Here is a 21,176-nt window from a genome sequence, read left to right on the forward strand (position 1 = left end):
ATCACTGACTGCGACAGGTTAGGTGAGTGTTGCGGGTGTGTCATCAGTTCGCAGGAAAATATCCTGCGGTCAAGCAGTGCGGACGTAGGTTGTTGACAAATCATCTACTTCCGGTCGGCGGCAGAGACCCGCTGGTGACACGCGTTCTCGGGCGAGCGGATCACGGGGGTGCGGAACGTGCGGATTCATCGGCTGGTCCCGGCGGCGGTGGCGCTGCTCATGGTCATCACGAGTTGCAGCACGGATCAACCGAGCGCGAACGACGCAGCGAAGGGGGTGTCGTCGCCGGGCGGGCCGGCGGAGAAGCCCCCGGCACCCGTACCGAGCCGCCCGGCGGTTACGTCGATGAGCGGCTCGGAGAGCGGCGGTGCACCGAGCAGCAGTGCGCCGAACAGTAGTGCGCCGAGCAGCAGTGCGCCGAGCAGCAGTGCGAACAGCGGTCCGTCGAGCACCGGCTCTGCTGTATCCGGCGCCGGCCCCTCCGCATCCGTGCCGATCGCGCTGCAGTCCGACGGGGCGGAGCTGGTCGCCGAGGTGGATCGCGGACGGTTGATGGCACACATCGAGACCATTGCTGTCGGACCCAGGGCGAACGTGGAGAACCATGCAGCGGCACTGGCAGCGGCGAACCATGCCGACCGGGCGTTCACCGAGGCCGGTCTGCGGCCGAGTCGCACCGACGTGTCCGCTGTCGGGGTGACCCTGCCGGTCGTCTGGGTCGAGATCCCCGGGTCGGGCTGCCCCGCACCGGCCGCCACCCCCACTTATGTTCTGACGGCCCACTACGACACCGTGCCCGGAAGTCCCGGCGCCGACGACGACGCCAGCGGGGTCGCCGCGGTCCTGGAGATCGCCCGGATCCTGGCGGGCCGTCCGCTGCGTGCGTCAGTGGTGCTCGCCGTGGTCCCGTTCGAGGAGCTGGGCGAGCAGTATCCGGGCGCCGCTGCCCTGGCCGAGCTGTTGGTGCAGGATCCGGGCCGCTCGGTGCAGGGGATGGTCAGCGCCGAGATGCTCGGCTATGCCACCCAACAGCGCGACAGTCAGGGCCTGCCGGGCGATTACCTGAACCTGTTGGCCTACGAAGGATCCGACGAGCTGGTGGCGGACTTCAGGTCAGCGGCCGCGCAGTGGGTCCCACACTTCGAGGTGCAGGCAGCGACGTTTCCGGCGGACACTGCGTTCATCAACCGTTCCGACAACGCGGCGTTCCAGGAACGGGGCGTTCCGTCGGCCTTCGCGAGCGACGGAGCGGATTTCCGGACGCCGTACTACCACTCGGAGCAGGACGTCCCGGCGGACATCTCGCAGGAGTTCCTCGTCGACTCCGCGCGCGTCCTGTTGGCCTGGCTCGTGCTGAGCGCGATGCGCGAGCCGACCTGCTGAACGTCAGCGACACCGGCTCCCGTCGCTCGCGGGCGTCGGGGCGGGGTGTCGATTGCTCGGCAGGAGACAGCGCCCGGCAGGCCTCAACAACATCAAACAAATCTACCCAACGAGCTGTGACCTACGTCTTCTGAATCGATTTACTTTCACGATTCTGAGACGGGTCACACGTGGCGCTTCGATGGCTTTGCGCAGGTGAGCGGTTAGCGTCGGTGTCCAATCCCCACTCTCGGCAATCTCACAAGATCGAACAGGATTCCGAGACATCGTCGATGACTTCGTCGACGAGAACAGCACCTCGACTCAGGAGAACACATGACGGCATTGGCAGACCGGCCCACCGTGCGCCACCAGGATCGATCGACCACCGCGACCGGATCGTCGTCGGCGGCCCAGCGATCCGACGTCGGCTATGACCCGGATCTGCTCGCCTGGGTCAGGGAGGTCGCCGAGCTCACCGAACCGACCAGGATCTCGTTCGTCGACGGCAGCGACGCGGAATGGACGCGGATCACCGACGCCCTGGTGGAGGCCGGCACGTTCACCCGCCTGGAGAAGAAGCCGAATTCCTTCCACGTGGTCTCGAGCCCGTCGGACGTCGCCAGGGTGGAGGACCGCACCTTCATCTGCTCGGTGAAGGAGAAGGACGCCGGCCCGACCAACAACTGGATGGCTCCTGCCGAGATGAAGGCAACCATGACGGAGCTGTACCGCGGCAGCATGCGCGGCCGCACGATGTACGTGGTCCCGTTCTGCATGGGGCCCTACGATGCCCCGGCGCCGATGCTGGGCGTCGAGATCACCGACTCGGAGTACGTCGTCGCCTCGATGCGGGTGATGACCCGAACGGGCACCCGAGCGCTCGAGTTGATCAACAACGGTGCTCGCTGGATCAAGGCACTGCACTCGGTCGGTGCCCCGCTCGAGCCGGGTCAGCAGGACGTGGCCTGGCCGTGCAACGACACCAAGTACATCTCGCACTTCCCCGAGGAACGGACGATCTGGTCGTTCGGCTCGGGCTACGGCGGAAATGCGTTGCTGGGCAAGAAGTGTTACTCGCTGCGGATCGCCTCGGCGATGGCGCGCGACGAGGGTTGGCTGGCCGAGCACATGCTCATCCTCAAGCTGACCTCACCGCAGGACCAGGTGCACTACATCGCCGCGGCCTTCCCCAGCGCCTGCGGCAAGACCAACCTCGCGATGCTCGAACCGACGGTCGCCGGCTGGAAGGTGGAGACGTTGGGGGACGACATCGCCTGGATGACCTTCGGCGCCGACGGCCGGCTGTACGCGGTCAACCCGGAGTACGGCCTGTTCGGGGTCGCACCGGGCACCGGCTGGAAGACCAACCCCAACGCGATGCGCGCCATCGAGCAGGGCAACTCGGTGTTCACCAATGTGGCCCTGACCGACGACGGCGACGTGTGGTGGGAGGGGATGACGGACGAGCCACCCGCCCACCTGACGGACTGGCAGGGTCGTGACTGGACGCCGGACAGCGAAACCCCTGCAGCCCATCCGAACTCACGATTCTGCACACCGATCACCCAGGTGCCGATCATCGCCGACGAGTACTTCCGGCCGACCGGGGTGCCCATCTCGGCGATCTTCTTCGGTGGTCGGCGGGAGACCACGGTCCCGTTGGTGACGGAGGCCCGCGATTGGCTGAGCGGCGTGTTCCTGGGCGCGACCCTGTCCAGCGAGACCACGGCCGCTGCAACGGGTCAGGTCGGTGTCGTGCGCCGCGACCCGATGGCGATGCTGCCCTTCATCGGGTACGACGCCGGCGACTACCTGAACCACTGGCTCACGATCGGCGCCAGCACCGACGCCTCGAAGTTGCCGAAGGTGTTCTATGTCAACTGGTTCCGACGCGACGCAGACGGCGGATTCCTGTGGCCGGGATTCGGTGAGAACTCACGGGTCCTGAAGTGGGCGATCGAACGGCTCGAGGGCACGGCCGACGCGGTGGAGACCCCGATCGGGAACATCCCGACACCGGAGTCGCTCGACCTGGACGGGCTGGGGATGTCCCCGGAGCAGATCACCGCGGCGCTGGCTGTCTCTCGCGAGGAATGGCGTGCCGAGGTGCCCCTGATCCAGGAGTGGTTCGCCAAGCTGGGCGACACGGTGCCATCGGCGCTGCACGAGGAGTTGGCAGGCTTGCAGCAGCGGCTGGGAATGCTCGGCACCGACAGCTGATCGATGCTCCCGGCCGGTGTCGACACCCCGGACCGGTCGGGATCAACGGAGTTGCTGCGCCCCGATGACGGAGAGCAGCGCGAGCTTGTCGAAGCTCTCCGTGCCCGGGGTCGCGGTGAACACGAGCAGACCCTGGTCCTGGTCGACGTCGTAGAGGGTCTGACAGAACACCTCGATGATGCCGACCTCGGGATGCACGATGCGCTTGTGCTTCGAGTGCGGCCGGGCGACCTGGTGCTCCGCCCAGACTGCGCGGAACTCAGCACTGCGCAGCTCCAGGTCGGCAACGACCTCCGCGGCCAGCGAGTCCGGGCCGTCGCGGGTGTGGGCGGCCCGCAGCTCGGCGGTGAAGGCGCGACCGATACCGTCCCGGTCCTCCTCGGGGTAGCGGCGTGAAGCCTGCGGATCGGTCCACCAGCGATGCGTGACACACCGTGAAAGTCCTTGGTGTGCCGTCTCGTCGCCCAGCAGTGCAACGCACGGCGGCGTCTGCAGGAGGGTCTCGCCGGTACTGCCGACGACCATCGCCGGAATGTCGGCGAGGCGGTCGACGATCCGCAGGAGTCCGGCCTCGACGTGGTTCCCGCGCCGGGAGCGGCTGGGGACGGCGTACCCGCCGAGCCGGAACAGGTGGTCACGCTCGGCGGTCGACAATCGCAGCCCGCGTGCGAGGGAGGCGAGCATCTGCTCGGACGGGTGGGGTCCGCGCTGTTGCTCGATCCGCCCGTAGTAGTCGGCCGAGATGTCGGCCAGAACGGCCACCTCCTCGCGGCGCAGGCCACCGGTGCGGCGACGCGAGCCGCGGGGCAGGCCGACATCCTGGGGTTGCAGCGCCTCACGGCGGGTGCGGAGGAAATCAGCGAGTTGGGCTCGGTCCATACGATCCATCCTGACGTGCCGGGGCCGGTGGGGGGAGGTGTGTCAGAGGTTCATGCCGCCGGAGGCCTCGACCCGTTGGCCGGTCACCCAACCCATGGCGGGTGAGGCGAGTGCGGCCACCGCGGTTCCGATGTCGTCGGGCACGCCCACGTGACCCATCGCGGTGACGGCGCCGATGTGTTCCCGGACGGTCCGGTCGTCGCGCAACGAACCACCGCCGAAATCGGTGCCGGTGGCGCCCGGTGCGATGGTGTTGACGGTGATCCGACGCGGACCGAGTTCCTTCGCGAGGTAACGGGTGTACACCTCGACGGCACCTTTCACCGAGGCATAGACGGAGTAGCCGAAGTCGCCGGTGAAACGGGCCAGGCCGGTGGAGGTGTTGATGATCCGGCCGCCGTCGGCGAGTAGCGGCGCGAGCTCCTGGGTGAGCAGCACGACACCGGTGAAGTGGACTGCGACGAGATCTGCGACCGTCGCGGCCTCAGTGCCGCCCAGTGGGGTCAGCCGGGCGAAGCCCGCGTTGTTGACTAGAACGTCGATGTTGTCGCGCCCCCACCTGGTGCGCACGGTCTCGTGGAGGGTCGCGGCGAACTCGGCAAAGGTGTCGGGTTCCGTCGTGTCGAGTTGCAGTGCAACGGCTTCACGGCCGAGTGCGACCACTTCAGCGATGACGCCGGTGGCCTGCTGCTCGCCCGAACGGTAGGTGAGTACGACGTCCGTGCCACTCGCGGCGAGGGCGAGTACCGAGCTGCGACCGAGGCCGCGGTTGCCGCCTGTGACGAGAGCGATCCGGTGGAAGTCATGTGTCTGTGTGGGCATGGACCGAGCCTGCCCCGCAGAGCCCGCTCGATGAAGGTCCGACTCAACCGGGGACGGATCGTCCCCGGCTGACGGCGCCACCCGCCACGCCGTCCCGAACCGGAGGTCTTGAGGGGAGCGGCTCGTCCCACCGGTAAGGTTTACGGTGTACACATCGGTGCCGGTGGTCAGGTCGAATGGAGGAGCCGTGTCGGTGGAGCTGGGCCGGGACAGGTTGACGGACACATTGCTCAGTCGTGCTCGCGAGGTCCGAGTGGACGATGTGGAGGGGTCGTTGGCGGCGGCCACGACCGCGATCGTGGAGATGGGTGTGGCCGACTCCGTGAGCATCACCGAGCGCATCGGGAAGCACGAATTCCGCACCCGGGCCGCCACCGACGAGCGGGCGAAAGCGGCAGACCGACTGCAGTACGAGCTCGGTGAGGGACCTTGCGTGGAGGCCGCCTACGACGATGACGGGGTGATTCGCTCCAACGATGTCGTCAGTGGGTCGCGTTGGCCGCGGTGGGGTCCGGCAGTCGCGGGCGAGGGCGTCCGGGCAGTCATCAGCATCCAGCTCTACCACCACGATCAGACCATGGGTGCGCTGAACCTCTTCTTCGGCGACCGGCAGGACTTCACGACCGAGGATGTGGAGGTTGCGCGGTTGGCGGCGGTCCCGATCTCCATCGAACTGGCCCACGGTCGGCAGGACGAGAACCTGTGGAAGGCGATCACTGCGCGGCATCGGATCGGTCTGGCGCAGGGCATCCTGATGGAGAGGTTCAAGGTGGCCGAGCCCCAGGCGTTCGGCGTGCTCCGCAGGGTGTCGCAGCAGACCAACACCAAGCTGCAGTTGGTCGCGGAACGTCTGATCCGCGAAGGGGAATTGCCGATGGCGGCCGACGGGGCGGAGCTGGACGAGTAGGACGCAGCGTGGCGGGCGCCCCCGGGATCTGCTGCGGGTTGCTCAGCCGTTCGCACCCTTTCGCAGCGGGAACCGGCGAGCAACAGGCTGCGCGACAGGCTCCGGCCGCCGACGAGCTGGGCAGTGTACCCAGACCAACCGTCGCACCTCAGCTGACGTCGGACACCCGGCGCGGAGGATGCGGGAGCGACTGGCTCGGCGTTCGGGTGACGCGGAGGCGTTCGTCGAGTTGTGGGTTTACCTCCTGAAGCTGGCGGGGACGAAGGGTGTGCCAAGCAGTACTCCCACCGACCACCGAGGTTCGAGGAGCGACGTGAACATCCCCAAGGATCAGATCCTGCCAGTCCTCACAGACCGGGGATCCGCGGATCAGGCCGACCGGGCCGCCGGTGAACTCCCTGACCGGGTCGGCACGGACCGCGACGCCGGATTGCTCGGCAAGTTCGGGATCAACCCTCAGGAGCTGCTCGGCAAGCTGGGTGGCCTCGGCGGGCTCGGAAAGCTTCTCTGACCCCGCAGGACCCACTCCTCACATCAGTCGCAGGCCAAACAAACGCGCCGTGCCACACCCACCGCACCGCACTTCCCGCTTCCAAGGAGCACTCATGACCAACGCCCAGAGCCCCGAAGACTTCCTGAACCGCACCGCGGTCGGACCCGATGGCGACAAGATCGGTTCGGTCGGCCAGGTCTACCTCAACGACGAGACCGGCCGGGCCGATTGGGTCACCGTGAACACCGGAATGTTCGGCACCAAGGAGAACTTCGTGCCGCTGCAGGGATCCCGTCTGGACGGCGACAACCTGGTGCTGCCGTTCGGCAAGGACGTCGTGAAGGATTCGCCGGACATCGGGGATGCCAGCCATCTCGATGCGGATGAGCAGGGCTCGCTGCACAACTACTACCAGCAGCATCTCGGCGCCGGAAGTGACACCCGGAACATGGACCTGGATGCGCAGAACGCCCACGGCACCGAGGGTTACGACACGTCCGGTCCCACCACGGACGAGGCGATGACCCGGTCCGAGGAGCAACTCGCGGTCGGAACCGAGCAGGTCGAGGCCGGCCGTGCCCGGCTGCGCAAGTACGTCGTCACCGAGCAGCAGACGACCACCGTCCCGGTGTCGCACGAAGAGGTCCGGATCGAGCGCGAGCCCATCACGGACGCCAACGTCGGCAACGCCGTCGACGGACCGACGATCTCGGAGGAGGAGCACGAGGTCGTCCTGCACGCCGAGCGGCCGGTCGTGACCACCGAGGCAGTGCCGGTCGAACGGGTGCGCCTGGGCACCGAGACCGTCACCGAGCAGGAGCAGGTCTCCGGCGAGGTCCGCAAGGAACAGATCGAGGTCGACGACCCGAGCACCGTCACCGATCGGGACGCCGACAACCGCTGAGCGGCTCACCGACCTCCACCCTCACGGAAGAAGAACATTCATGACTGATCAGCCGTTCACGCCCACCCCGACCACGTTCGGAACCGAAGTGCCGCACGGGGTTCCGTCGGCACCCCCCGTGCCGCAGGTCAAGAATTCAGCACCGTATGACGCCGGATCGACGACGGAGGTCGCGAAGTCGCAGGCCGCAGATGTCGCCGGCGGAGCCAAGGACGCCGCCCAGCAGGTCGCCGGTACTGCCAAGGAGCAGGTCGGGCAGGTCGCGCAGGAGGCCAAGACCCAGGTCAAGCAGGTTGTCGGGCAAGCCCGGTCCGAGTTGTCCGACCAGGCGCAGGTGCAGCAGACCAAGGCGGCCGGCGGCCTGCGGTCCCTCGGCGAGCAACTCACCGCCATGGCCAAGGGCTCCGACCAGCCCGGTGTCGCCACCGATGTTGCGCATCAGGCCGCTGACCGCGTCCATCAGCTGGCCGGGTGGTTGGAGGATCGTGACCCCCAGGGAGTGCTCGACGACGTGCGCGCCTTTGCCCGCCGCAAGCCGGGCGTCTTCCTGGTCGCGGCTCTGGGCGCGGGTGTGCTGGCCGGCCGCCTCGGTCGCGGTCTGTCCGCGAGTTCGGACGCGTCGTCGGATGCCTCCGCACCGGCGGTCGCACCGGGCCGTTCCGACAGTCCGGCGCAACTCGGCGCGATGACGACTCCGGCCGTGGCCCCGTCGTCTCCCGGTGAGCTCGCCGATCGTCTCGGGGCATCGGACTTCAGCGACACTTCGTTGCGAGGTCGGGGGAACCTGCCCGGGGTGGACGGATGAGCCACCCCGTTCCCCCGTCGCAGACGACAGATCCTCGACCACTCGGCGAGCTGATCGGGGAGATCACCGAGGACCTGTCCACCCTGGTGCGCCAGGAGATCGAACTCGCCAAGGCCGAGGCAAAGGAATCGGCAGCGAAGGCCGGTAAGGGTGCAGGCATGTTCGGCGGTGCCGGTTTCGCCGGCCATTTCGTGCTGTTGTTCCTGTCCATTTCCCTGTGGTGGGGCCTCGGCCACGCCACCGGTCTCGCCTGGTCTGCGCTGATCGTCGCCGTCATCTGGGCGATCATCGCGGTCGTACTGGTGATGTTGGGCCGCAAGGAGTTCCAGTCCATCCGCGGTTTGCCCCGCACTGCCGAAACCGTCCAGAAGATCCCGAACGCCGTCAAGGGTCACGAAGAGGAGAACCGACGATGACCACACCTGATGAGATCCGTGCGCAGATCGCGCGGACCCGTTCCGAGTTGTCCAACGATGTCGACGAGCTGGGGGACAAGGTCAGCCCCGGCCAGATCGCCAAGCGTCAGGTCGGGCGGATCCGAGGATCCGCCACCAACGTTCGCAACCACATCATGGGGGCCGCCGATTCCGGTAGCTCCTCTGCAGGCAGCGCCCTGTCATCGGCGCAGGATGCGGTGACGGGTGCCCCTGGCCAGGTGAAGGAGCAGACCCGCGGGAACCCGATGGCTGCCGGCGCGATCGCGTTCGGTCTCGGCGTGCTGGTCTCCTCGCTGTTCCCGGCGTCGAAGCCCGAGGCGCAGGCCGCAGCTGCGGTCAAGGAGCAGGCGCAACCGTTGGTGGATCAGGTCACCGATGCGGCCAAGGATGCGGCGGGCAACTTGCAGGAGCCCGCCCAGCAGGCTGTTGAGTCGATCAAGTCCACCGCCGGCGAGGCAGTGGATGCGGTCAAGAACGAGGGTGCTTCCGCCGCGGACGATGTCAGGAGCCAGGCTCAGGACGCCAAGGACACCGTGCAGCAGCACTCGTCCGACAGCTGAACGATTCGTAGCACCACCCGCCACTGCAGTCGAAGGCCGGGTGGGCCCTCCGGGTCCACCCGGCCTTCGCACTGCCGCGAAGGAGCAGTCATCATGCCGGATCGAGCCCCACAAGGACCGCGGCGAGCGTGCCGATGCCCAGGCCATCCGCCGGTCCGGGGCCGCCGAGGCCTGAACACACGTCGGAGCACGCCACGACGGCTGTCGCCTCACGGATGACCGTTCCACCGCCGCCGCCGGCGGCCGCCCGTACGGGTGAACGAGTGCCCGTCTGCGACACCCGCACGGGTGATGGATCGACAAAAGGTGGCGGTGGGGGACCGGGTCGTCGATGGTAGGTGTCCAGCGCTGCTCCAGTCGCGCGGTGGAGAGCTTCGAGGTGTCCGATGCGTCCTGGCGTTGATCCGTCTTCGGTGCCGCCTGTCCGCAGGCACACTCCGCCGCCCCACAACGGGGGCCCGGGCTGTGATGGCATGCCCGGTGCCATCACGAAGCTCATGGACCTGATCGTGTCCGGTGCTGCGCTGACCGAGGTTCTGGACACCCTTGCCCGCACGGTGGAGAAGGCGTCGCCCGGCACGGTGTGTTCCATCCTGCTGCTGGACGAGGACCGGTTGCTGCACGGGGCCGCGCCCAGCCTTCCCCTGTCGTTCTGGCAACCGATCGACGGAGCGACCATCGGGCCGTCGGTGGGCTCGTGCGGTACTGCGGCATACACCCGTGAGACGGTCATCGTGACGGACATCGCCTCCGACCCGCTGTGGGACGATTTCCGTGAGCTGGCACTCTCGGCGGGTTTCCGTGCGTGCTGGTCGGTGCCGATCATCGATGGCTCACAACGCGTTCTGGGGACGTTCGCCCTGTACTACCGGGAGGTTCGAGCACCCAGTCAGGACGATCTGGGGCAGATGACCCGCTGGGTGAACATGGCGGAGGTGGCCATCTCCCGGGTTCGGTTCGTGGCCGCGCTGCGCGGCGCCGCGGCGCAGGATGCGCTCACCGGGCTGATGAATCGCACCGAGGCCCTCCGGGTGCTCACCGATCTGACCCGGACGGCCACCGCCGGGACAGCAGTGCTGTTCGTGGACCTCGACCAGTTCAAGTTCGTCAACGACACGCTCGGACATGCCGCGGGTGACCAGTACCTCACCGAGGTGGCACGCCGACTGACCGCGTGCGCGCGCGACACAGACGCAGTCGCCAGGATCGGCGGCGACGAGTTCCTCCTCATCTGTCCGGATGTCACATCACCGGAGCACGCCCAGCGGTTCGCCCACGAGATCGTCGAGGTGCTGCGGCAGTCACTGCCCGTCCAGGGAACCACCGTGTCCTTATCGGTGAGCGTCGGCATCGAAATGCACCTGCCTGGGACGCTTCTGCGTGCCGAAGACCTGATCGCCAACGCCGACCTGGCGATGTATGCCGCGAAGCGATCCGGACGCAACTCGGTGGCTGTCTACGATGCCCGGCTGCGCGCGGAAGCCGCTGACCGGATGAGCCTGGAAGCAGACCTGAGCGGTGCGCTGACCCGCGGAGAACTGTTCTGCGCCTATCAACCGGTCGTGGACATGTCGGACGGCCGGCTGATCGGTGTGGAGACCCTCGCACGCTGGACGTCCGACGCCCGCGGTGACGTGCCGCCGACGACGTTCATCGCTGCGGCCGAGGACAACGGACAGATCGGAGCGGTCGGCGAGTTCGTGCTGCGGACCGCGTGTGCGCAGATGGCGCAGTGGCGTGCCACTGACCCGGCCTGGGCGGACGTCGCGCTGGCGGTGAACGTGTCCCCTCGCCAGCTCGCAGACCCCGCATTCCTCACCCTCGTCCGGCAGGTCCTCGACGAGACCGACGTCCCGGTCCACCAGCTCTGGCTCGAGATCACCGAAGGCGCCGTCGTTCCCAACCCCAGCACGGCCCGCACCACTGTCACCCAGCTGCGGGAGTGGGGGGTCCACATCGCCATCGACGACTTCGGTACCGGCTTCTCGTCGCTGGCGCAGCTGAGGGATCTGCCGGCAGATGTGCTGAAGATCGACCGGTCCTTCGTCACCGACCTCGGGCACGACCCGGCGGCGGCCGGCATCATCCAGGCCATTCTCACCCTCGCCCGTACCCTGCACCTCGAGGTCACCGCCGAAGGCATCGAGACCGACGGGGAGCGTCAGATCCTGATGGCACTCGGCTGCCGCTACGGCCAGGGCTTCCTCTGGTCCCACCCTTTGCGACCCGAGCAGCTCGACCGCCGAGCCGGAAGTAGCTGGCAGCCTGCTACCTCCACCCGGGCGAGCCGGCCGCAGCCCGAGCGCCCTGCGCCTCTGCCATCGAGTGCGATCACACCCCGTCGACCACACCCGCGGCAGGCCGGCTGTCCGGTGCCGGGTGGGTGACGTCCCGCGGCCCGATGTCGCCGCCGGCGCGGTTGCGGCCGGCGGACTTCATCTCGTACAGCGTGGCGTCCGCGCGAGCGAGTGCATCATCGACGCTCTCGCCGGGGACCACCCTGGACACTCCGGCGGTGAAGGACACCCGGGGTCGGATCTCGAGGACCTCCCGGCGCAGTGATCGATCGAAGGACGTCACCGCCTGCGGGGTCGGGTGGGCCAGCACGACCAGCAGTTCTTCGCCGCCGTACCGGATCGCCACGTCGTGCGGCCCCAGGCACCGCAACAGCATCCGGCCGAACTCCTTGAGCACCTGGTCCCCGGCCGCGTGCCCGTGGGTGTCGTTGATGGACTTGAAATGGTCGACGTCGATCAACACCAGCACGTCGCCGTCGGCGACGTCGCGCAGTACCTCGGGCAGGACCCGGCGGCTCGCGAGCCGGGTCAGCGGGTCGAGGTCGACCTCTCGGTGCAGGCGCCGCATCTCGCGACGGAGGTTGTTGGTCTGGTAGGCGGTCGCCTCCGCGATGACGATCCACAGGATCAGCGCGACCGGCAGCCAGAGGCGCACGATCGTCGCGCCTGTCTCGGTGACCAACGTCAGCCAGGCGGGCACGCTGACGGGCAGCAACCACAAGGAGCGCCAGCGAGCCTGGGTGAGACCCGCGAACAGGAAGGCGAGAATCGGCAGCCCTGCGAAGTTGGTGGCCAGCGGCCCGATGGCCAGGCCGCAGGCGGCCAGGCCACCCAACCAGACGGCGGGCACCACGAGGATGGCGACCCGTGGCACTCGTTGCCATGGGATGCCGAAGTAGACGATGGCCTGCAGGAGGCAGGCGCCCAGGCAGATGGGAAGAAGTGGTAGGGCGGCAACGCCGTTCCACACCGACAGCACCCCCACGAAGACGATGGCCGCGATTCCCGCCAGCGTCCCGAGCACCACCATCGGTCGCCGACGTCGGTGATCGGCCGCGATCCGGTTGAGTCGCAAGAACAGCACGTCTCTCCTCGATCGTCATCCCCGTACCAAATCAATGTATCCGCCCCGGCCACCGGCCGACCGGATCCTGGTCCGCCGGCTCGCCGGCTCGCCGGCTCGCCCGCCGCACTGCGCCGCTGCCCTCAGGCACGAGTACTGGCCGATCGTTCAGGGCGTGAGCGATTCCTCGTCGGGGGCGGACAGCGAGAGCACAGCACCGACGACCGCGGGTGATGCCTGCATCCTCGCCTCGAGGTCCCGCAGGATCACCGCCACGTGGTGCTCCACCTGGTCGCCGGCGATGTCGACGTCGCCGACCACGTTGATCATCCGTGGGCCGACGATCTCGAGCCGCAGGTAGGTGACCCGATCCACCTGGGGCAGCGCGAGCAGCGCTCGGATCACCGCGGACCGGGTGCTCGCATCGGCCTCTTCACCCACCAGGAACCGGCGGTTGCGGTTGATCAGGACGACCGCGACGACCGCCAGCAGCACGCCGACCAGGATCGAACCGATCGCATCCGGCACCGGTGAGCCGGTCAGCTGGTGGGCGCCGAGAGCGGCCGCCGCGATCAGCAGACCGATCAGCGCCGCCGCGTCCTCGAAGACGACCGCGCGCAGCGTCGGGTCCGAGGTGCGCAGGACGTGGTCGATGAGGTCGCGCTCGAGCGTCGCCGCTTCCTTGCGGGCCTGTCTGATCCCCTGCAGGAAGGAGAAGCCCTCGAACACGAAGGCCAGCGCGAGTACCAGGTAGCCGACCAGGAACTCACTGGAGGCCTCTGGGCTGACGAGCTCCTGGATACCGTGGGTGATCGAGACGGCCGCACCGGCGACGAACAGCCCGAGCGCTGCGAAGAGCGACCAGACATAGGACTCCCGACCGAAGCCGAGCGGATGGGTTCTATCGGGTTCTCGCGATGAACGTCGGTTCGCGATCAGCAGGAAGATCTCGTTGCCGGCGTCCGCCCAGGAGTGTGCGGCCTCGGCAACCAGCGACGCCGAGGCCGTGATGAGGGCCGCGAAGGTCTTGGCGATCGCGATCGCCAGGTTCGCGACAAAGGCGATCACGACGGTGGTGGTGCTCTCGGAACCACCCTCGGACCGACCGGTGGGGATGTTCTCGAGCGGGGCGGCCTCGGGCATCACCCCATCATCCACCGATGATCCCGAGCAACTGCCGGCGGGCAGGCCCGCCGCGCAGCTCGGGGATTCTTCGCTGCTGACAGCAGATCTTCTGCCGGCAGCGAAGGGTGCGGCCGATGGTGGACGCGAGGCAGCGTGGGAGGAATGACGACACCGACCCAGGCCGAGAGCCTGTCCGAGACACTGGCCAACCGACTGCAGAACCAACGCATCATCCAGCTCGACCGGGAGGTGGATGATCCGCTGGCGAGTCGGATCTGTGCCCAGCTGCTGCTGCTGGCCGAGGAGGACCCCCGGCGCGACATCCTGCTCCTGGTCAACTCTCCTGGCGGCTCCGTGACCGCCGGCCTGGCGATCTACGACACGATCGTCGCGATCCGGCCGGACGTGGCAACGGTGGCGATGGGACTGGCGGCCAGCATGGGTCAGGTCCTGCTCGCGGGCGGGACCCGTGGCAAGCGATTTGCATTGCCGCACAGCATGATCCTGATGCATCAGGGCTCTGCCGGCGTGCAGGGAACCGCGATCGACGTCGAGATCCAGGCCCGCAGCCTGGAGCACACGAAGCAGGTGATGAACGAGCTGAACGCCTCCTTCACCGGTCAGTCGGTCGAGACGATCGAGGCGGACTCCGACCGCGACCGCTGGTTCACCGCGGAACAGGCACGGGACTACGGGTTCGTCGACTCGGTCGTCTCCTCGCTCGCGGAGATCCGGCCCGCAGGCCGCAACTCGGGGCTGGGATACTGATGGGGCACTTCACGATCCCGGACGTCATCGAGCGGACGCCGAACGGTGAACGCGCGATGGACGTCTACTCGCGGCTGCTGTCGGACCGGGTGATCTACCTGGGCACCGAGATCGACGACGACGTGGCCAACGTGGCGGTCGCGCAACTGGTCCACCTGGATTCGGACTCCGCGGACCTGGAGATCTGCCTGTACCTCAACTCGCCGGGTGGCTCGATGTCGGCGGCAATGGCCATCTACGACACCATGCAGTTCGTCCATGCTCCCGTGGCGACGATCTGCGTCGGACAGGCTGCCTCGGCCGCAGCGGTCCTGTTGGCCGGCGGCTCGGTCGGTAGGCGGGCGATCCTCGCGCATGCCAGGGTGTTGTTGCACCAACCGTCCATCGGCGGTCGCGGCACGATCAGTGATCTGGCGCTGCACACCCAGGAGGTGCTGAGGGTGCGGGAGCAGATGAACGAGGTGCTCTCGTTGCACACCGGGCGGTCGACGGATCAGTTGCTCGCAGACACCGAGCGCGACAAGGTGTTCACCGCCGAGCAGGCAGTCGCCTACGGTCTCGCGGACCGCATCGTCGTGCCGCACAAGCTGCAGAGCGGTGGCCCGGCTCAGACGGCCAGCAGTACCGGTCCGTGACGGTCGCCGGCGGAACGGATGCTCGTCAGACCGAGCTGAAGAATACTGTGCCGCAATAACTCTGCCAGGTCCAGCTGCAGGGCTCCGCAGATGGATGCCAGCATCTCGGACGACGGGTCCTTCAGACCGCGCTCGACCTCGGAGAGGTACTGCGGGCTGATGCCGGCCCGCTGTGCCACCTCACCCAGGGTACGACCGAGCTCGGTGCGTCGGGCGCGCAGCCGCGCGCCGGCGAGTTCGCGCCACAGCGGGTCGATGGCGGGGGACTCGGCGGCAGGACCCGGTCTGCGGAACTCCAGGACCCGTCCACCCTCTTCGCGGTCGGCGCTACGGGTCGGTGACGGCTCCGGTCGGTCCATGTCCCGACCCTAGAACCTTCCCACGCCGCGCCCGGAGGTTGTTCGCCCTCGGCTGACCTGACGCGCTGGGCCCGTCGGGTGGTCCCGGCAGCAGGGTTCAGCTGTCGGCGGGTGCGGCCGGCGCCGCATCCTTCCGCAGCAACTTCCGCAGCAGGATCACCCCGACGAACACCAGCGCCGCGGGCAGCGCGGTCGTCAGCAGGGAGCTCAGCCGGCCGTCGCCGGAGCGGTGTGCGGCGGATCGGTCGCCGGTGACCCGTCGGACGTACTGCCCGCTGTCGTCGCCCCTGTGCAGGGCCTGCTCGCGGCGGGCCGCGGCGATGGTGTCGGGGTTCTCGACGTCCACCAGTTCGGCGCCGCCGGTACCGCGGCCGACCAACTTGGTCGACACCGCGTCGGCGAACTGTCCGATGTGCCGGTTGCCGATCTCCACCATCAGCGGGCGGCCGAACTGCGCCGGGCGACCGGTGAGCGACAGAGTGGTGACGACATCGACCTGGGTCATGTTGGGGGACAGGGGCTTCGCGACGGCAGTCACCATGACAGTGCCGGTGCTGCCCGGCCCTTCGGTGCCGGTCGCCTCGAGTGTCGCGGTGTGCGCCGCCGCGTTCTTCTCGACGAACCTGGCTGTGCCCTTGTAGGTCAAGCGGAGCGGGCCGGCCTTGAACTTGAGCGAGCCGGTGAAGGTGTCGCCTTCGACCTTCTCCAGGTGGGCGCCCGGGAAACATTCGGCCACGATCCCGACGTCGGTGAGTGTTGCCCAGGCCTGGTCGACCCCCACCGGCAGGTCGAAGCGATGCTCCAGTTCCACGGTCCAGCCTCTCGTCGATGACCCAGTACTTCCGCAGTGGTGCTGCTACCTGCGCCGCTCCCATCGTAGTGGGCCGTCCCCGACCTCGGACCTGTCCTCGCGGGCGGGCCGCGCTGCCCAGGGCGGGGCGGTGCACAGCGACGCGCGACGAGCACTGCACCGGCTCCTCGACGAATCACTCGCATGCCTTGACATTCATATGAACGCGCAGTCATCATCGATGGATGGACGGATTCGCGGTGATCGCGGAACCGAGCAGACGGCGGATCGTGGACCAGCTGCGCGTCGGGGCCAGGGATGTCGCAGGTCTGGTCGACACCCTGGGTCTGTCCCAGTCCTTGGTGTCCAAGCACCTCAGGGTGTTGCGCGAGGCCGGTGTCGTCACGGTCGAGGTCGCAGGAAGACGCCGGGTGTACCGCTTGAGTGACGAGCCACTGCCGGATGTGCTGGCCTGGGTCGAGCCCTACCACCGCAGGTGGTCGCAGGCATTCGACTCCTTGGCCGACGCGCTGGACGCCGACCGCCGACAACGGGAGAAGCCCTGATGAGCAACGACTTCGACATCCGGTTGTTGACGGCCGAACGTATCGCCGCTGCGCCGACGGACGCGGAACTCAGCGAGCACGACGGCACCTGGGTGCTCACGGTCCGGCGGGTGCTGGCCCATCCGCCGTCCGAGGTCTGGCCCATGCTCACCGATCCGGCGCAGCTGGTGCGATGGTCGCCGATCGTGCCGGATCGCGTGCTGGACTCGGCGGGACCAGCCTTGTCACGGGAGTCGCCGGACACCGAGCCGGTGGATGTCGAGGTGCTGCAGTGTCGCGTTCCGGACGAGCTCGTCCACCGCTGGGGATCCAACGTCCTGCGGTGGAGGCTGCGTGCGGTGCCCGACGGCACCCACCTCACGCTGGAGCAGTCCTTCGGTGACCGCACCGAGGCCCCGCTCTACGGTGCCGGCTGGCAGGTCTGCCTCGGTGTGCTGGGCCTGCTGGACGACGGTGTCGACGCGCCACGGGTGGTCGGCCCGGAGTCCCTCCAGTACGGCTGGGAGCGCGTGCGGGATCAGTACGCCTCCCTGTTCACACCTCAACCCTGACCCGAGAGGACACCATGTCGAAGCCGGTGCCGTTCCTGACCTTCCAACGGACACAGCGCCGAGAGCGCGATGCACTTCTACGTCGAGAAGTTCGACGACAGTGAGGTGCTGTTCATCCACCGTCGTCCCGAGGGCTCGCCCGGGGCCGGGACCGTCATGCTGGCGGAGTTCTCCATCGGCGGAGCCCACATCCGGTGCAGCGACAGCTTTGTCGAGCACGAGTGGGACTTCACGCCGGCGACGTCCATGTGGCTGGACTGCGCGACGGAGGAGGAGCAGCAACGGCTGTTCACCGGACTGAGCCAGGACGGCCGGGTGCTCATGCCGCTCGACGACTACGGTTTCGGACCCTTCGGCTGGGTGGACGACCGGTTCGGCATCTCCTGGCAGCTGGCCATCGGCTGACCGGCGGGCCGCACGTTCCGTGCGGGTTCATGCCCGGGGGACGCGGCCGTCCTGGGATGCTGCTCCGATGTACCTGCTGCCGCACCTGGGCCCCGACGACGTCGCCGCCGTGCCGTGGCCGGTGGTGGTCGAGGCGATCGCTCGCGCGGCTGTCACCGACCGCGCAGGAGGCCCGGCACGGAGTGCCGTCCCGCTGGCGCGGGGCGAGTTCCTGCTGATGCCGGCCGAGTCGCCGGACGCCGTCGGGATCAAGGTCCTGACGATCGCGCCGGACAACCCGGCGCTCGGTGCCCCTCGGATCCAGGGTGTGTACCTGGTCTTCGACCAGCACACCCTCACCCCGCGGGCACTGATCGACGGTCCGGCACTGACCGAGCTGCGCACCGCCGCCGTCTCGACCCATGGCATCCTGCAGCTGGCACCACCGGATCGGACACCGGGCGCGTTGGTGGTCTTCGGATCCGGGCCGCAGGCGATCGCCCACGCACGGGCGCTCGACGCCGTCCGTCCGCCCACCGGAACGACGCTGATCGCCAGGGACGCAACAGGTCTGGCACGAGCGGCTGCTCAGCTCGTCGACCTCCAAGGACCGGTCCTCGGGATCGTCGCCGACCGGAGCGCGGCGGTGGCGGAGGCGGTCCATGGGGCCGAAGTGGTGGTGTGTGCGACCACGGCGAGGACTCCGCTCTTCGACGGTTCCTGGCTCGCCGACGATGCGCTGGTCGTCGCGGTCGGTTCCCACGAGCCCGTCTCTCGGGAGCTCGACGCAGCGGTGTTCGCTCGCGCCGCCGTGGTGCTGGTCGAGGATGTGCCCACCGCACTTCGGGAGGCCGGCGACGTGATCCTGGCGGTGCAGGAGGGCGTGCTGGATCCGGGATCGTTGCTCCCGCTCGGCGCCCGGATCCCGGCCGGAATCGCCGGACCGCGGGTGTTCAAGAGCGTCGGGATGGCCTGGGAAGACCTGGCCATCGCCGGAGCGGTGTTGGCGAGGCGCTGACCACCGCTCGGTGGTCGAGCTCGGTGGTCGTCCGCAGTGCCGTCGCCGCCGGTGACCTGCCCCGTCGGGCTCGCACGGGGCTACCGGCACCGGCGCGTGGTGATCGTGTGGGCGTCGCGCACAGCCGCCGTTGCGGGGGCGTTCCTACGCTGCCGTCATCGTTCACCACCAGGGGAGATTCGATGACGAGCATCCGCGTATCCATGGACATCGGCGGCACCTTCACCGACGTCGTGACCTATGACGAACAGACCGGCGCGTTCAGCGCGGGCAAGGCGTCCACCACACCGGGAAACCTGAGCGATGGCGTGCTGACCGGACTGGGATCGGTGGTCGACAGCCCGGCCGACATCGGCTTCCTGGTCCACGGAACCACCCAGGGGCTCAACGCCTTCCTGGAGCGACGCGGGGTCCCGGTGCTGCTGTTGGCCACCGACGGCGTGCAGGACAGCTACCACATCGCGCGGGGCCCGCGGACCCGGCTCTACGACCTGCACTACCGGAAACCGGAGCCGCTCGTCCCTCGTCGGGACGTGGTGGGGATCGGGGGCCGGATGACCTCCGACGGCACCGAACTCAGCTCCCTGGACGAGCAGGCGGTCCGCGCCGCGGCACACACCGCCGCTGCAGGTGGGCACGGCGCGATCGCGGTCGCGTTCCTGTTCAGCTACGCCAACCCGAGCCATGAGCTGCGGGCCCGCGAGATCCTGCTGGAGGAACTGGGCGAGGACTTCACCGTCTCGCTCTCCCACGAGGCCGCGAAGGAATGGCGCGAGTACGAGCGGACGTCCTCAGCGGTCGTGGAGGCCTACACCGGTCCGATCGTCCGCCGCTATCTGCTGGACCTCGAGCAGCGTCTGACGGATCAGGGCCTGCACGTGCCGCTGCACGTCATGCAGTCCAGTGGCGGCATCCTCACCGCCGAGTCGGCACGACGACGACCGTTGCAGACGCTGCTGTCCGGACCGGTCGGCGGCGCCATCGCCTGCGCCGAGCTGTCGGCCGTCTCTTCGCGTCCGAACCTGATCGGCATCGACATGGGCGGCACCTCGTTCGACGTCTCGCTGATCGTCGACGGCGAACCGGACGTCACCGCCGAGGCGCACCTGGAGGGCTTGCCGATGCTGATGAGCGTCGTCAACATCCACACCGTCGGTGCCGGCGGTGGATCGGTCGCCTGGGCGGAAGCCGGTGGGCTCCGGGTCGGCCCGCGGTCGGCGGGTGCCCGGCCCGGTCCGGCCTGCTACGGCCGCGGCGGCACCGAACCGACGGTCACCGATGCCAACCTGGTACTCGGCAGGATCGATCCGGAAGGCTTCGCCGGCGGTCAGCTGACGCTCGACGTCGACGCCGCCAGGACCGCCGTGGCGGGACTGGGATCCGCGTTCGGGCTCAGCGACGTCGCGATGGCCGAAGGCATCTGCGATGTCGCGAATTCGAAGATGGCGCAGGCGATCCGGACGATCACCGTCTCCCGCGGAATCGAGCCCAGGGACTCGAGCATGGTCGCCTTCGGCGGCGCCGGCCCGATGCACGCGGTGTTCCTCGCCGCCGAACTGGGCATCACCGAGACGATCGTTCCGCGGTTCCCCGGCGCGTTCTCCGCCTGGGGGATGCTGCAGACCCGCATCCGCAAGGACCTGACCGAGCCGTACTTCCGGCCCGAGGCCGACCTGGACGCTGCCGACATGGCGGCACATCTGCGCCGGATGGAGGACGACGCCGCAACCACCCTGGCAGGCGAGGGTGTGCAGCCCGAGCACCGGACGGTGTCACACGCCGTCGACATCCGGTACGCCGAGCAGGAGTACACCCTGACGGTGCCGCTGGAGAGCGCGGACGAATCCTCCGGCGAGAGGTTCCTCGCCGACGTGGCGGAGCGGTTCGCGAAGATGCACGAGAGTCGTTACGGCCACGCCAATCTCGGTGCCCCCATCGAGCTGGTCACCCTGCGCACCACCGGCTGGGGAGACCTGGGCAAGCCCGCTCCGCAGGCCTGGCCCGTGGCGTCCTCACCGGACTTCGCGCATGCGGTGCGCCCCGTCGTGTTCGCCGGCGAGCAGCACGACACGGTGATCGTGCACCGCGATGTTCTGTTCAGCGGTCACCGGCTGAGCGGACCCGCGGTGATCGTCGAGGCAACCGCGACCACCGTCATCCCACCGGGCTACGACATCACCGTCGACGCCATCGGTTCCTTGATCGTCCGCGCACAGAGCGAGGTGTGA

The 21,176-nt window shown here is 68.4% G+C and carries 23 protein-coding genes; 16 read left to right on the forward strand and 7 right to left on the reverse strand.

The window, feature by feature from the left end; genetic code table 11:
• Window positions 1-245 precede the first annotated feature (245 nt).
• A complete protein-coding gene (locus tag ABLG96_RS02450; RefSeq protein ID WP_353649843.1) occupies window positions 246-452 on the reverse strand; it encodes a hypothetical protein in 207 nt (68 codons plus the stop codon).
• A 37-nt stretch (window positions 453-489) separates the two neighbouring features.
• Here ABLG96_RS02450 and ABLG96_RS02455 point away from each other — a divergent pair, with 37 nt between their 5' ends.
• A complete protein-coding gene (locus ABLG96_RS02455) occupies window positions 490-1,383 on the forward strand; it encodes a M20/M25/M40 family metallo-hydrolase (RefSeq protein ID WP_353649844.1) in 894 nt (297 codons plus the stop codon).
• 315 nt (window positions 1,384-1,698) lie between these two features.
• Window positions 1,699-3,585, forward strand: coding sequence for a phosphoenolpyruvate carboxykinase (GTP) (locus tag ABLG96_RS02460; RefSeq protein ID WP_353649845.1), 1,887 nt, complete (start codon window positions 1,699-1,701; stop codon window positions 3,583-3,585).
• Between the two features lie 42 nt (window positions 3,586-3,627).
• Here ABLG96_RS02460 and ABLG96_RS02465 read toward each other — a convergent pair whose 3' ends face one another.
• Both ABLG96_RS02465 and ABLG96_RS02470 read right to left on the reverse strand, forming a co-directional pair.
• The gene (locus tag ABLG96_RS02465; protein WP_353649846.1) at window positions 3,628-4,464 is read right to left on the reverse strand and encodes a helix-turn-helix transcriptional regulator; all 837 of its coding nucleotides are present in this window, start codon (window positions 4,462-4,464) and stop codon (window positions 3,628-3,630) included.
• A 42-nt stretch (window positions 4,465-4,506) separates the two neighbouring features.
• Complete coding sequence (locus tag ABLG96_RS02470) at window positions 4,507-5,286, reverse strand: SDR family oxidoreductase (RefSeq protein ID WP_353649847.1); 780 nt, start codon at window positions 5,284-5,286, stop codon at window positions 4,507-4,509.
• A gap of 187 nt (window positions 5,287-5,473) precedes the next feature.
• On the opposite strand from ABLG96_RS02470, the gene ABLG96_RS02475 reads away from it, so the two are divergent.
• The 7 genes from ABLG96_RS02475 (at window position 5,474) to ABLG96_RS02505 (ending at window position 11,779) form a co-directional block, all read left to right on the forward strand.
• A complete protein-coding gene (locus tag ABLG96_RS02475; RefSeq protein WP_353649848.1) occupies window positions 5,474-6,193 on the forward strand; it encodes a GAF and ANTAR domain-containing protein in 720 nt (239 codons plus the stop codon).
• Window positions 6,194-6,371: 178 nt separating this feature from the next.
• On the forward strand, window positions 6,372-6,704 hold the full coding sequence (locus ABLG96_RS02480; RefSeq protein ID WP_353649849.1) for a hypothetical protein: 333 nt from the start codon (window positions 6,372-6,374) through the stop codon (window positions 6,702-6,704).
• Window positions 6,705-6,798: 94 nt separating this feature from the next.
• Entirely contained in the window at window positions 6,799-7,590 is a 792-nt protein-coding gene (locus ABLG96_RS02485) for a PRC and DUF2382 domain-containing protein (protein WP_353649850.1), read from the forward strand.
• A 40-nt stretch (window positions 7,591-7,630) separates the two neighbouring features.
• Window positions 7,631-8,395, forward strand: coding sequence for a hypothetical protein (locus ABLG96_RS02490; RefSeq protein ID WP_353649851.1), 765 nt, complete (start codon window positions 7,631-7,633; stop codon window positions 8,393-8,395).
• Window positions 8,392-8,811, forward strand: a complete 420-nt coding sequence (locus ABLG96_RS02495) for a phage holin family protein (RefSeq protein ID WP_353649852.1) — start codon at window positions 8,392-8,394, stop codon at window positions 8,809-8,811. The genes ABLG96_RS02490 and ABLG96_RS02495 overlap by 4 nt, the downstream gene beginning before the upstream one ends.
• Window positions 8,808-9,392 (forward strand): DUF3618 domain-containing protein, encoded by a 585-nt coding sequence (locus ABLG96_RS02500; RefSeq protein WP_353649853.1) that lies wholly within the window; start codon window positions 8,808-8,810, stop codon window positions 9,390-9,392. The genes ABLG96_RS02495 and ABLG96_RS02500 overlap by 4 nt, the downstream gene beginning before the upstream one ends.
• A gap of 473 nt (window positions 9,393-9,865) precedes the next feature.
• Complete coding sequence (locus ABLG96_RS02505) at window positions 9,866-11,779, forward strand: GGDEF domain-containing protein (protein ID WP_353649854.1); 1,914 nt, start codon at window positions 9,866-9,868, stop codon at window positions 11,777-11,779.
• Here the strand turns inward: ABLG96_RS02505 and ABLG96_RS02510 are convergent.
• A complete protein-coding gene (locus ABLG96_RS02510) occupies window positions 11,724-12,773 on the reverse strand; it encodes a GGDEF domain-containing protein (RefSeq protein WP_353649855.1) in 1,050 nt (349 codons plus the stop codon). The genes ABLG96_RS02505 and ABLG96_RS02510 overlap by 56 nt on opposite strands.
• 147 nt (window positions 12,774-12,920) lie before the next feature.
• Window positions 12,921-13,895 (reverse strand): cation diffusion facilitator family transporter, encoded by a 975-nt coding sequence (locus ABLG96_RS02515; RefSeq protein WP_353649856.1) that lies wholly within the window; start codon window positions 13,893-13,895, stop codon window positions 12,921-12,923.
• Between the two features lie 144 nt (window positions 13,896-14,039).
• Here ABLG96_RS02515 and ABLG96_RS02520 point away from each other — a divergent pair, with 144 nt between their 5' ends.
• Window positions 14,040-14,645, forward strand: coding sequence for an ATP-dependent Clp protease proteolytic subunit (locus ABLG96_RS02520; protein WP_353649857.1), 606 nt, complete (start codon window positions 14,040-14,042; stop codon window positions 14,643-14,645).
• Window positions 14,645-15,280: an ATP-dependent Clp protease proteolytic subunit gene (locus ABLG96_RS02525; protein WP_353649858.1), complete on the forward strand. Its 636-nt coding sequence runs from the start codon at window positions 14,645-14,647 to the stop codon at window positions 15,278-15,280. Before ABLG96_RS02520 ends, ABLG96_RS02525 begins: the two co-directional genes overlap by 1 nt.
• Here ABLG96_RS02525 and ABLG96_RS02530 read toward each other — a convergent pair.
• Window positions 15,253-15,639: a helix-turn-helix transcriptional regulator gene (locus tag ABLG96_RS02530; RefSeq protein ID WP_353649859.1), complete on the reverse strand. Its 387-nt coding sequence runs from the start codon at window positions 15,637-15,639 to the stop codon at window positions 15,253-15,255. The genes ABLG96_RS02525 and ABLG96_RS02530 overlap by 28 nt on opposite strands.
• A 97-nt stretch (window positions 15,640-15,736) precedes the next feature.
• The gene (locus tag ABLG96_RS02535) at window positions 15,737-16,450 is read right to left on the reverse strand and encodes an SRPBCC family protein (RefSeq protein ID WP_353649860.1); all 714 of its coding nucleotides are present in this window, start codon (window positions 16,448-16,450) and stop codon (window positions 15,737-15,739) included.
• Between the two features lie 224 nt (window positions 16,451-16,674).
• On the opposite strand from ABLG96_RS02535, the gene ABLG96_RS02540 reads away from it, so the two are divergent.
• The 5 genes from ABLG96_RS02540 (at window position 16,675) to ABLG96_RS02560 (ending at window position 21,176) form a co-directional block, all read left to right on the forward strand.
• Window positions 16,675-16,995 carry a metalloregulator ArsR/SmtB family transcription factor gene (locus ABLG96_RS02540; protein ID WP_353649861.1) on the forward strand — a complete coding sequence of 107 codons (321 nt, stop codon included), beginning with the start codon at window positions 16,675-16,677 and terminating at the stop codon, window positions 16,993-16,995.
• The gene (locus ABLG96_RS02545; protein ID WP_353649862.1) at window positions 16,995-17,546 is read left to right on the forward strand and encodes an SRPBCC domain-containing protein; all 552 of its coding nucleotides are present in this window, start codon (window positions 16,995-16,997) and stop codon (window positions 17,544-17,546) included. The genes ABLG96_RS02540 and ABLG96_RS02545 overlap by 1 nt, the downstream gene beginning before the upstream one ends.
• A 69-nt stretch (window positions 17,547-17,615) precedes the next feature.
• Window positions 17,616-17,951 carry a VOC family protein gene (locus ABLG96_RS02550; RefSeq protein WP_353649863.1) on the forward strand — a complete coding sequence of 112 codons (336 nt, stop codon included), beginning with the start codon at window positions 17,616-17,618 and terminating at the stop codon, window positions 17,949-17,951.
• Window positions 17,952-18,018: 67 nt separating this feature from the next.
• Entirely contained in the window at window positions 18,019-18,948 is a 930-nt protein-coding gene (locus tag ABLG96_RS02555) for an ornithine cyclodeaminase family protein (protein ID WP_353649864.1), read from the forward strand.
• A 182-nt stretch (window positions 18,949-19,130) separates the two neighbouring features.
• The gene (locus ABLG96_RS02560) at window positions 19,131-21,176 is read left to right on the forward strand and encodes a hydantoinase/oxoprolinase family protein (protein WP_353649865.1); all 2,046 of its coding nucleotides are present in this window, start codon (window positions 19,131-19,133) and stop codon (window positions 21,174-21,176) included.

The organism is Nakamurella sp. A5-74 (assembly GCF_040438885.1).
Lineage (GTDB): Bacteria > Actinomycetota > Actinomycetes > Mycobacteriales > Nakamurellaceae > Nakamurella.

Coding starts and splice junctions, on each gene's coding strand:
- ABLG96_RS02505 (WP_353649854.1), top strand. CDS start 9,866: ATGCCCGGTGCCATCACGAAGCTCATGGACCTGATCGTGTCCGGTGCT.
- ABLG96_RS02560 (WP_353649865.1), top strand. CDS start 19,131: ATGACGAGCATCCGCGTATCCATGGACATCGGCGGCACCTTCACCGAC.
- ABLG96_RS02480 (WP_353649849.1), top strand. CDS start 6,372: ATGCGGGAGCGACTGGCTCGGCGTTCGGGTGACGCGGAGGCGTTCGTC.
- ABLG96_RS02550 (WP_353649863.1), top strand. CDS start 17,616: ATGCACTTCTACGTCGAGAAGTTCGACGACAGTGAGGTGCTGTTCATC.
- ABLG96_RS02530 (WP_353649859.1), bottom strand. CDS start 15,639: ATGGACCGACCGGAGCCGTCACCGACCCGTAGCGCCGACCGCGAAGAG.
- ABLG96_RS02465 (WP_353649846.1), bottom strand. CDS start 4,464: ATGGACCGAGCCCAACTCGCTGATTTCCTCCGCACCCGCCGTGAGGCG.
- ABLG96_RS02540 (WP_353649861.1), top strand. CDS start 16,675: ATGGACGGATTCGCGGTGATCGCGGAACCGAGCAGACGGCGGATCGTG.
- ABLG96_RS02520 (WP_353649857.1), top strand. CDS start 14,040: ATGACGACACCGACCCAGGCCGAGAGCCTGTCCGAGACACTGGCCAAC.
- ABLG96_RS02500 (WP_353649853.1), top strand. CDS start 8,808: ATGACCACACCTGATGAGATCCGTGCGCAGATCGCGCGGACCCGTTCC.
- ABLG96_RS02460 (WP_353649845.1), top strand. CDS start 1,699: ATGACGGCATTGGCAGACCGGCCCACCGTGCGCCACCAGGATCGATCG.
- ABLG96_RS02525 (WP_353649858.1), top strand. CDS start 14,645: ATGGGGCACTTCACGATCCCGGACGTCATCGAGCGGACGCCGAACGGT.
- ABLG96_RS02495 (WP_353649852.1), top strand. CDS start 8,392: ATGAGCCACCCCGTTCCCCCGTCGCAGACGACAGATCCTCGACCACTC.
- ABLG96_RS02545 (WP_353649862.1), top strand. CDS start 16,995: ATGAGCAACGACTTCGACATCCGGTTGTTGACGGCCGAACGTATCGCC.
- ABLG96_RS02470 (WP_353649847.1), bottom strand. CDS start 5,286: ATGCCCACACAGACACATGACTTCCACCGGATCGCTCTCGTCACAGGC.
- ABLG96_RS02485 (WP_353649850.1), top strand. CDS start 6,799: ATGACCAACGCCCAGAGCCCCGAAGACTTCCTGAACCGCACCGCGGTC.
- ABLG96_RS02515 (WP_353649856.1), bottom strand. CDS start 13,895: ATGCCCGAGGCCGCCCCGCTCGAGAACATCCCCACCGGTCGGTCCGAG.
- ABLG96_RS02555 (WP_353649864.1), top strand. CDS start 18,019: ATGTACCTGCTGCCGCACCTGGGCCCCGACGACGTCGCCGCCGTGCCG.
- ABLG96_RS02490 (WP_353649851.1), top strand. CDS start 7,631: ATGACTGATCAGCCGTTCACGCCCACCCCGACCACGTTCGGAACCGAA.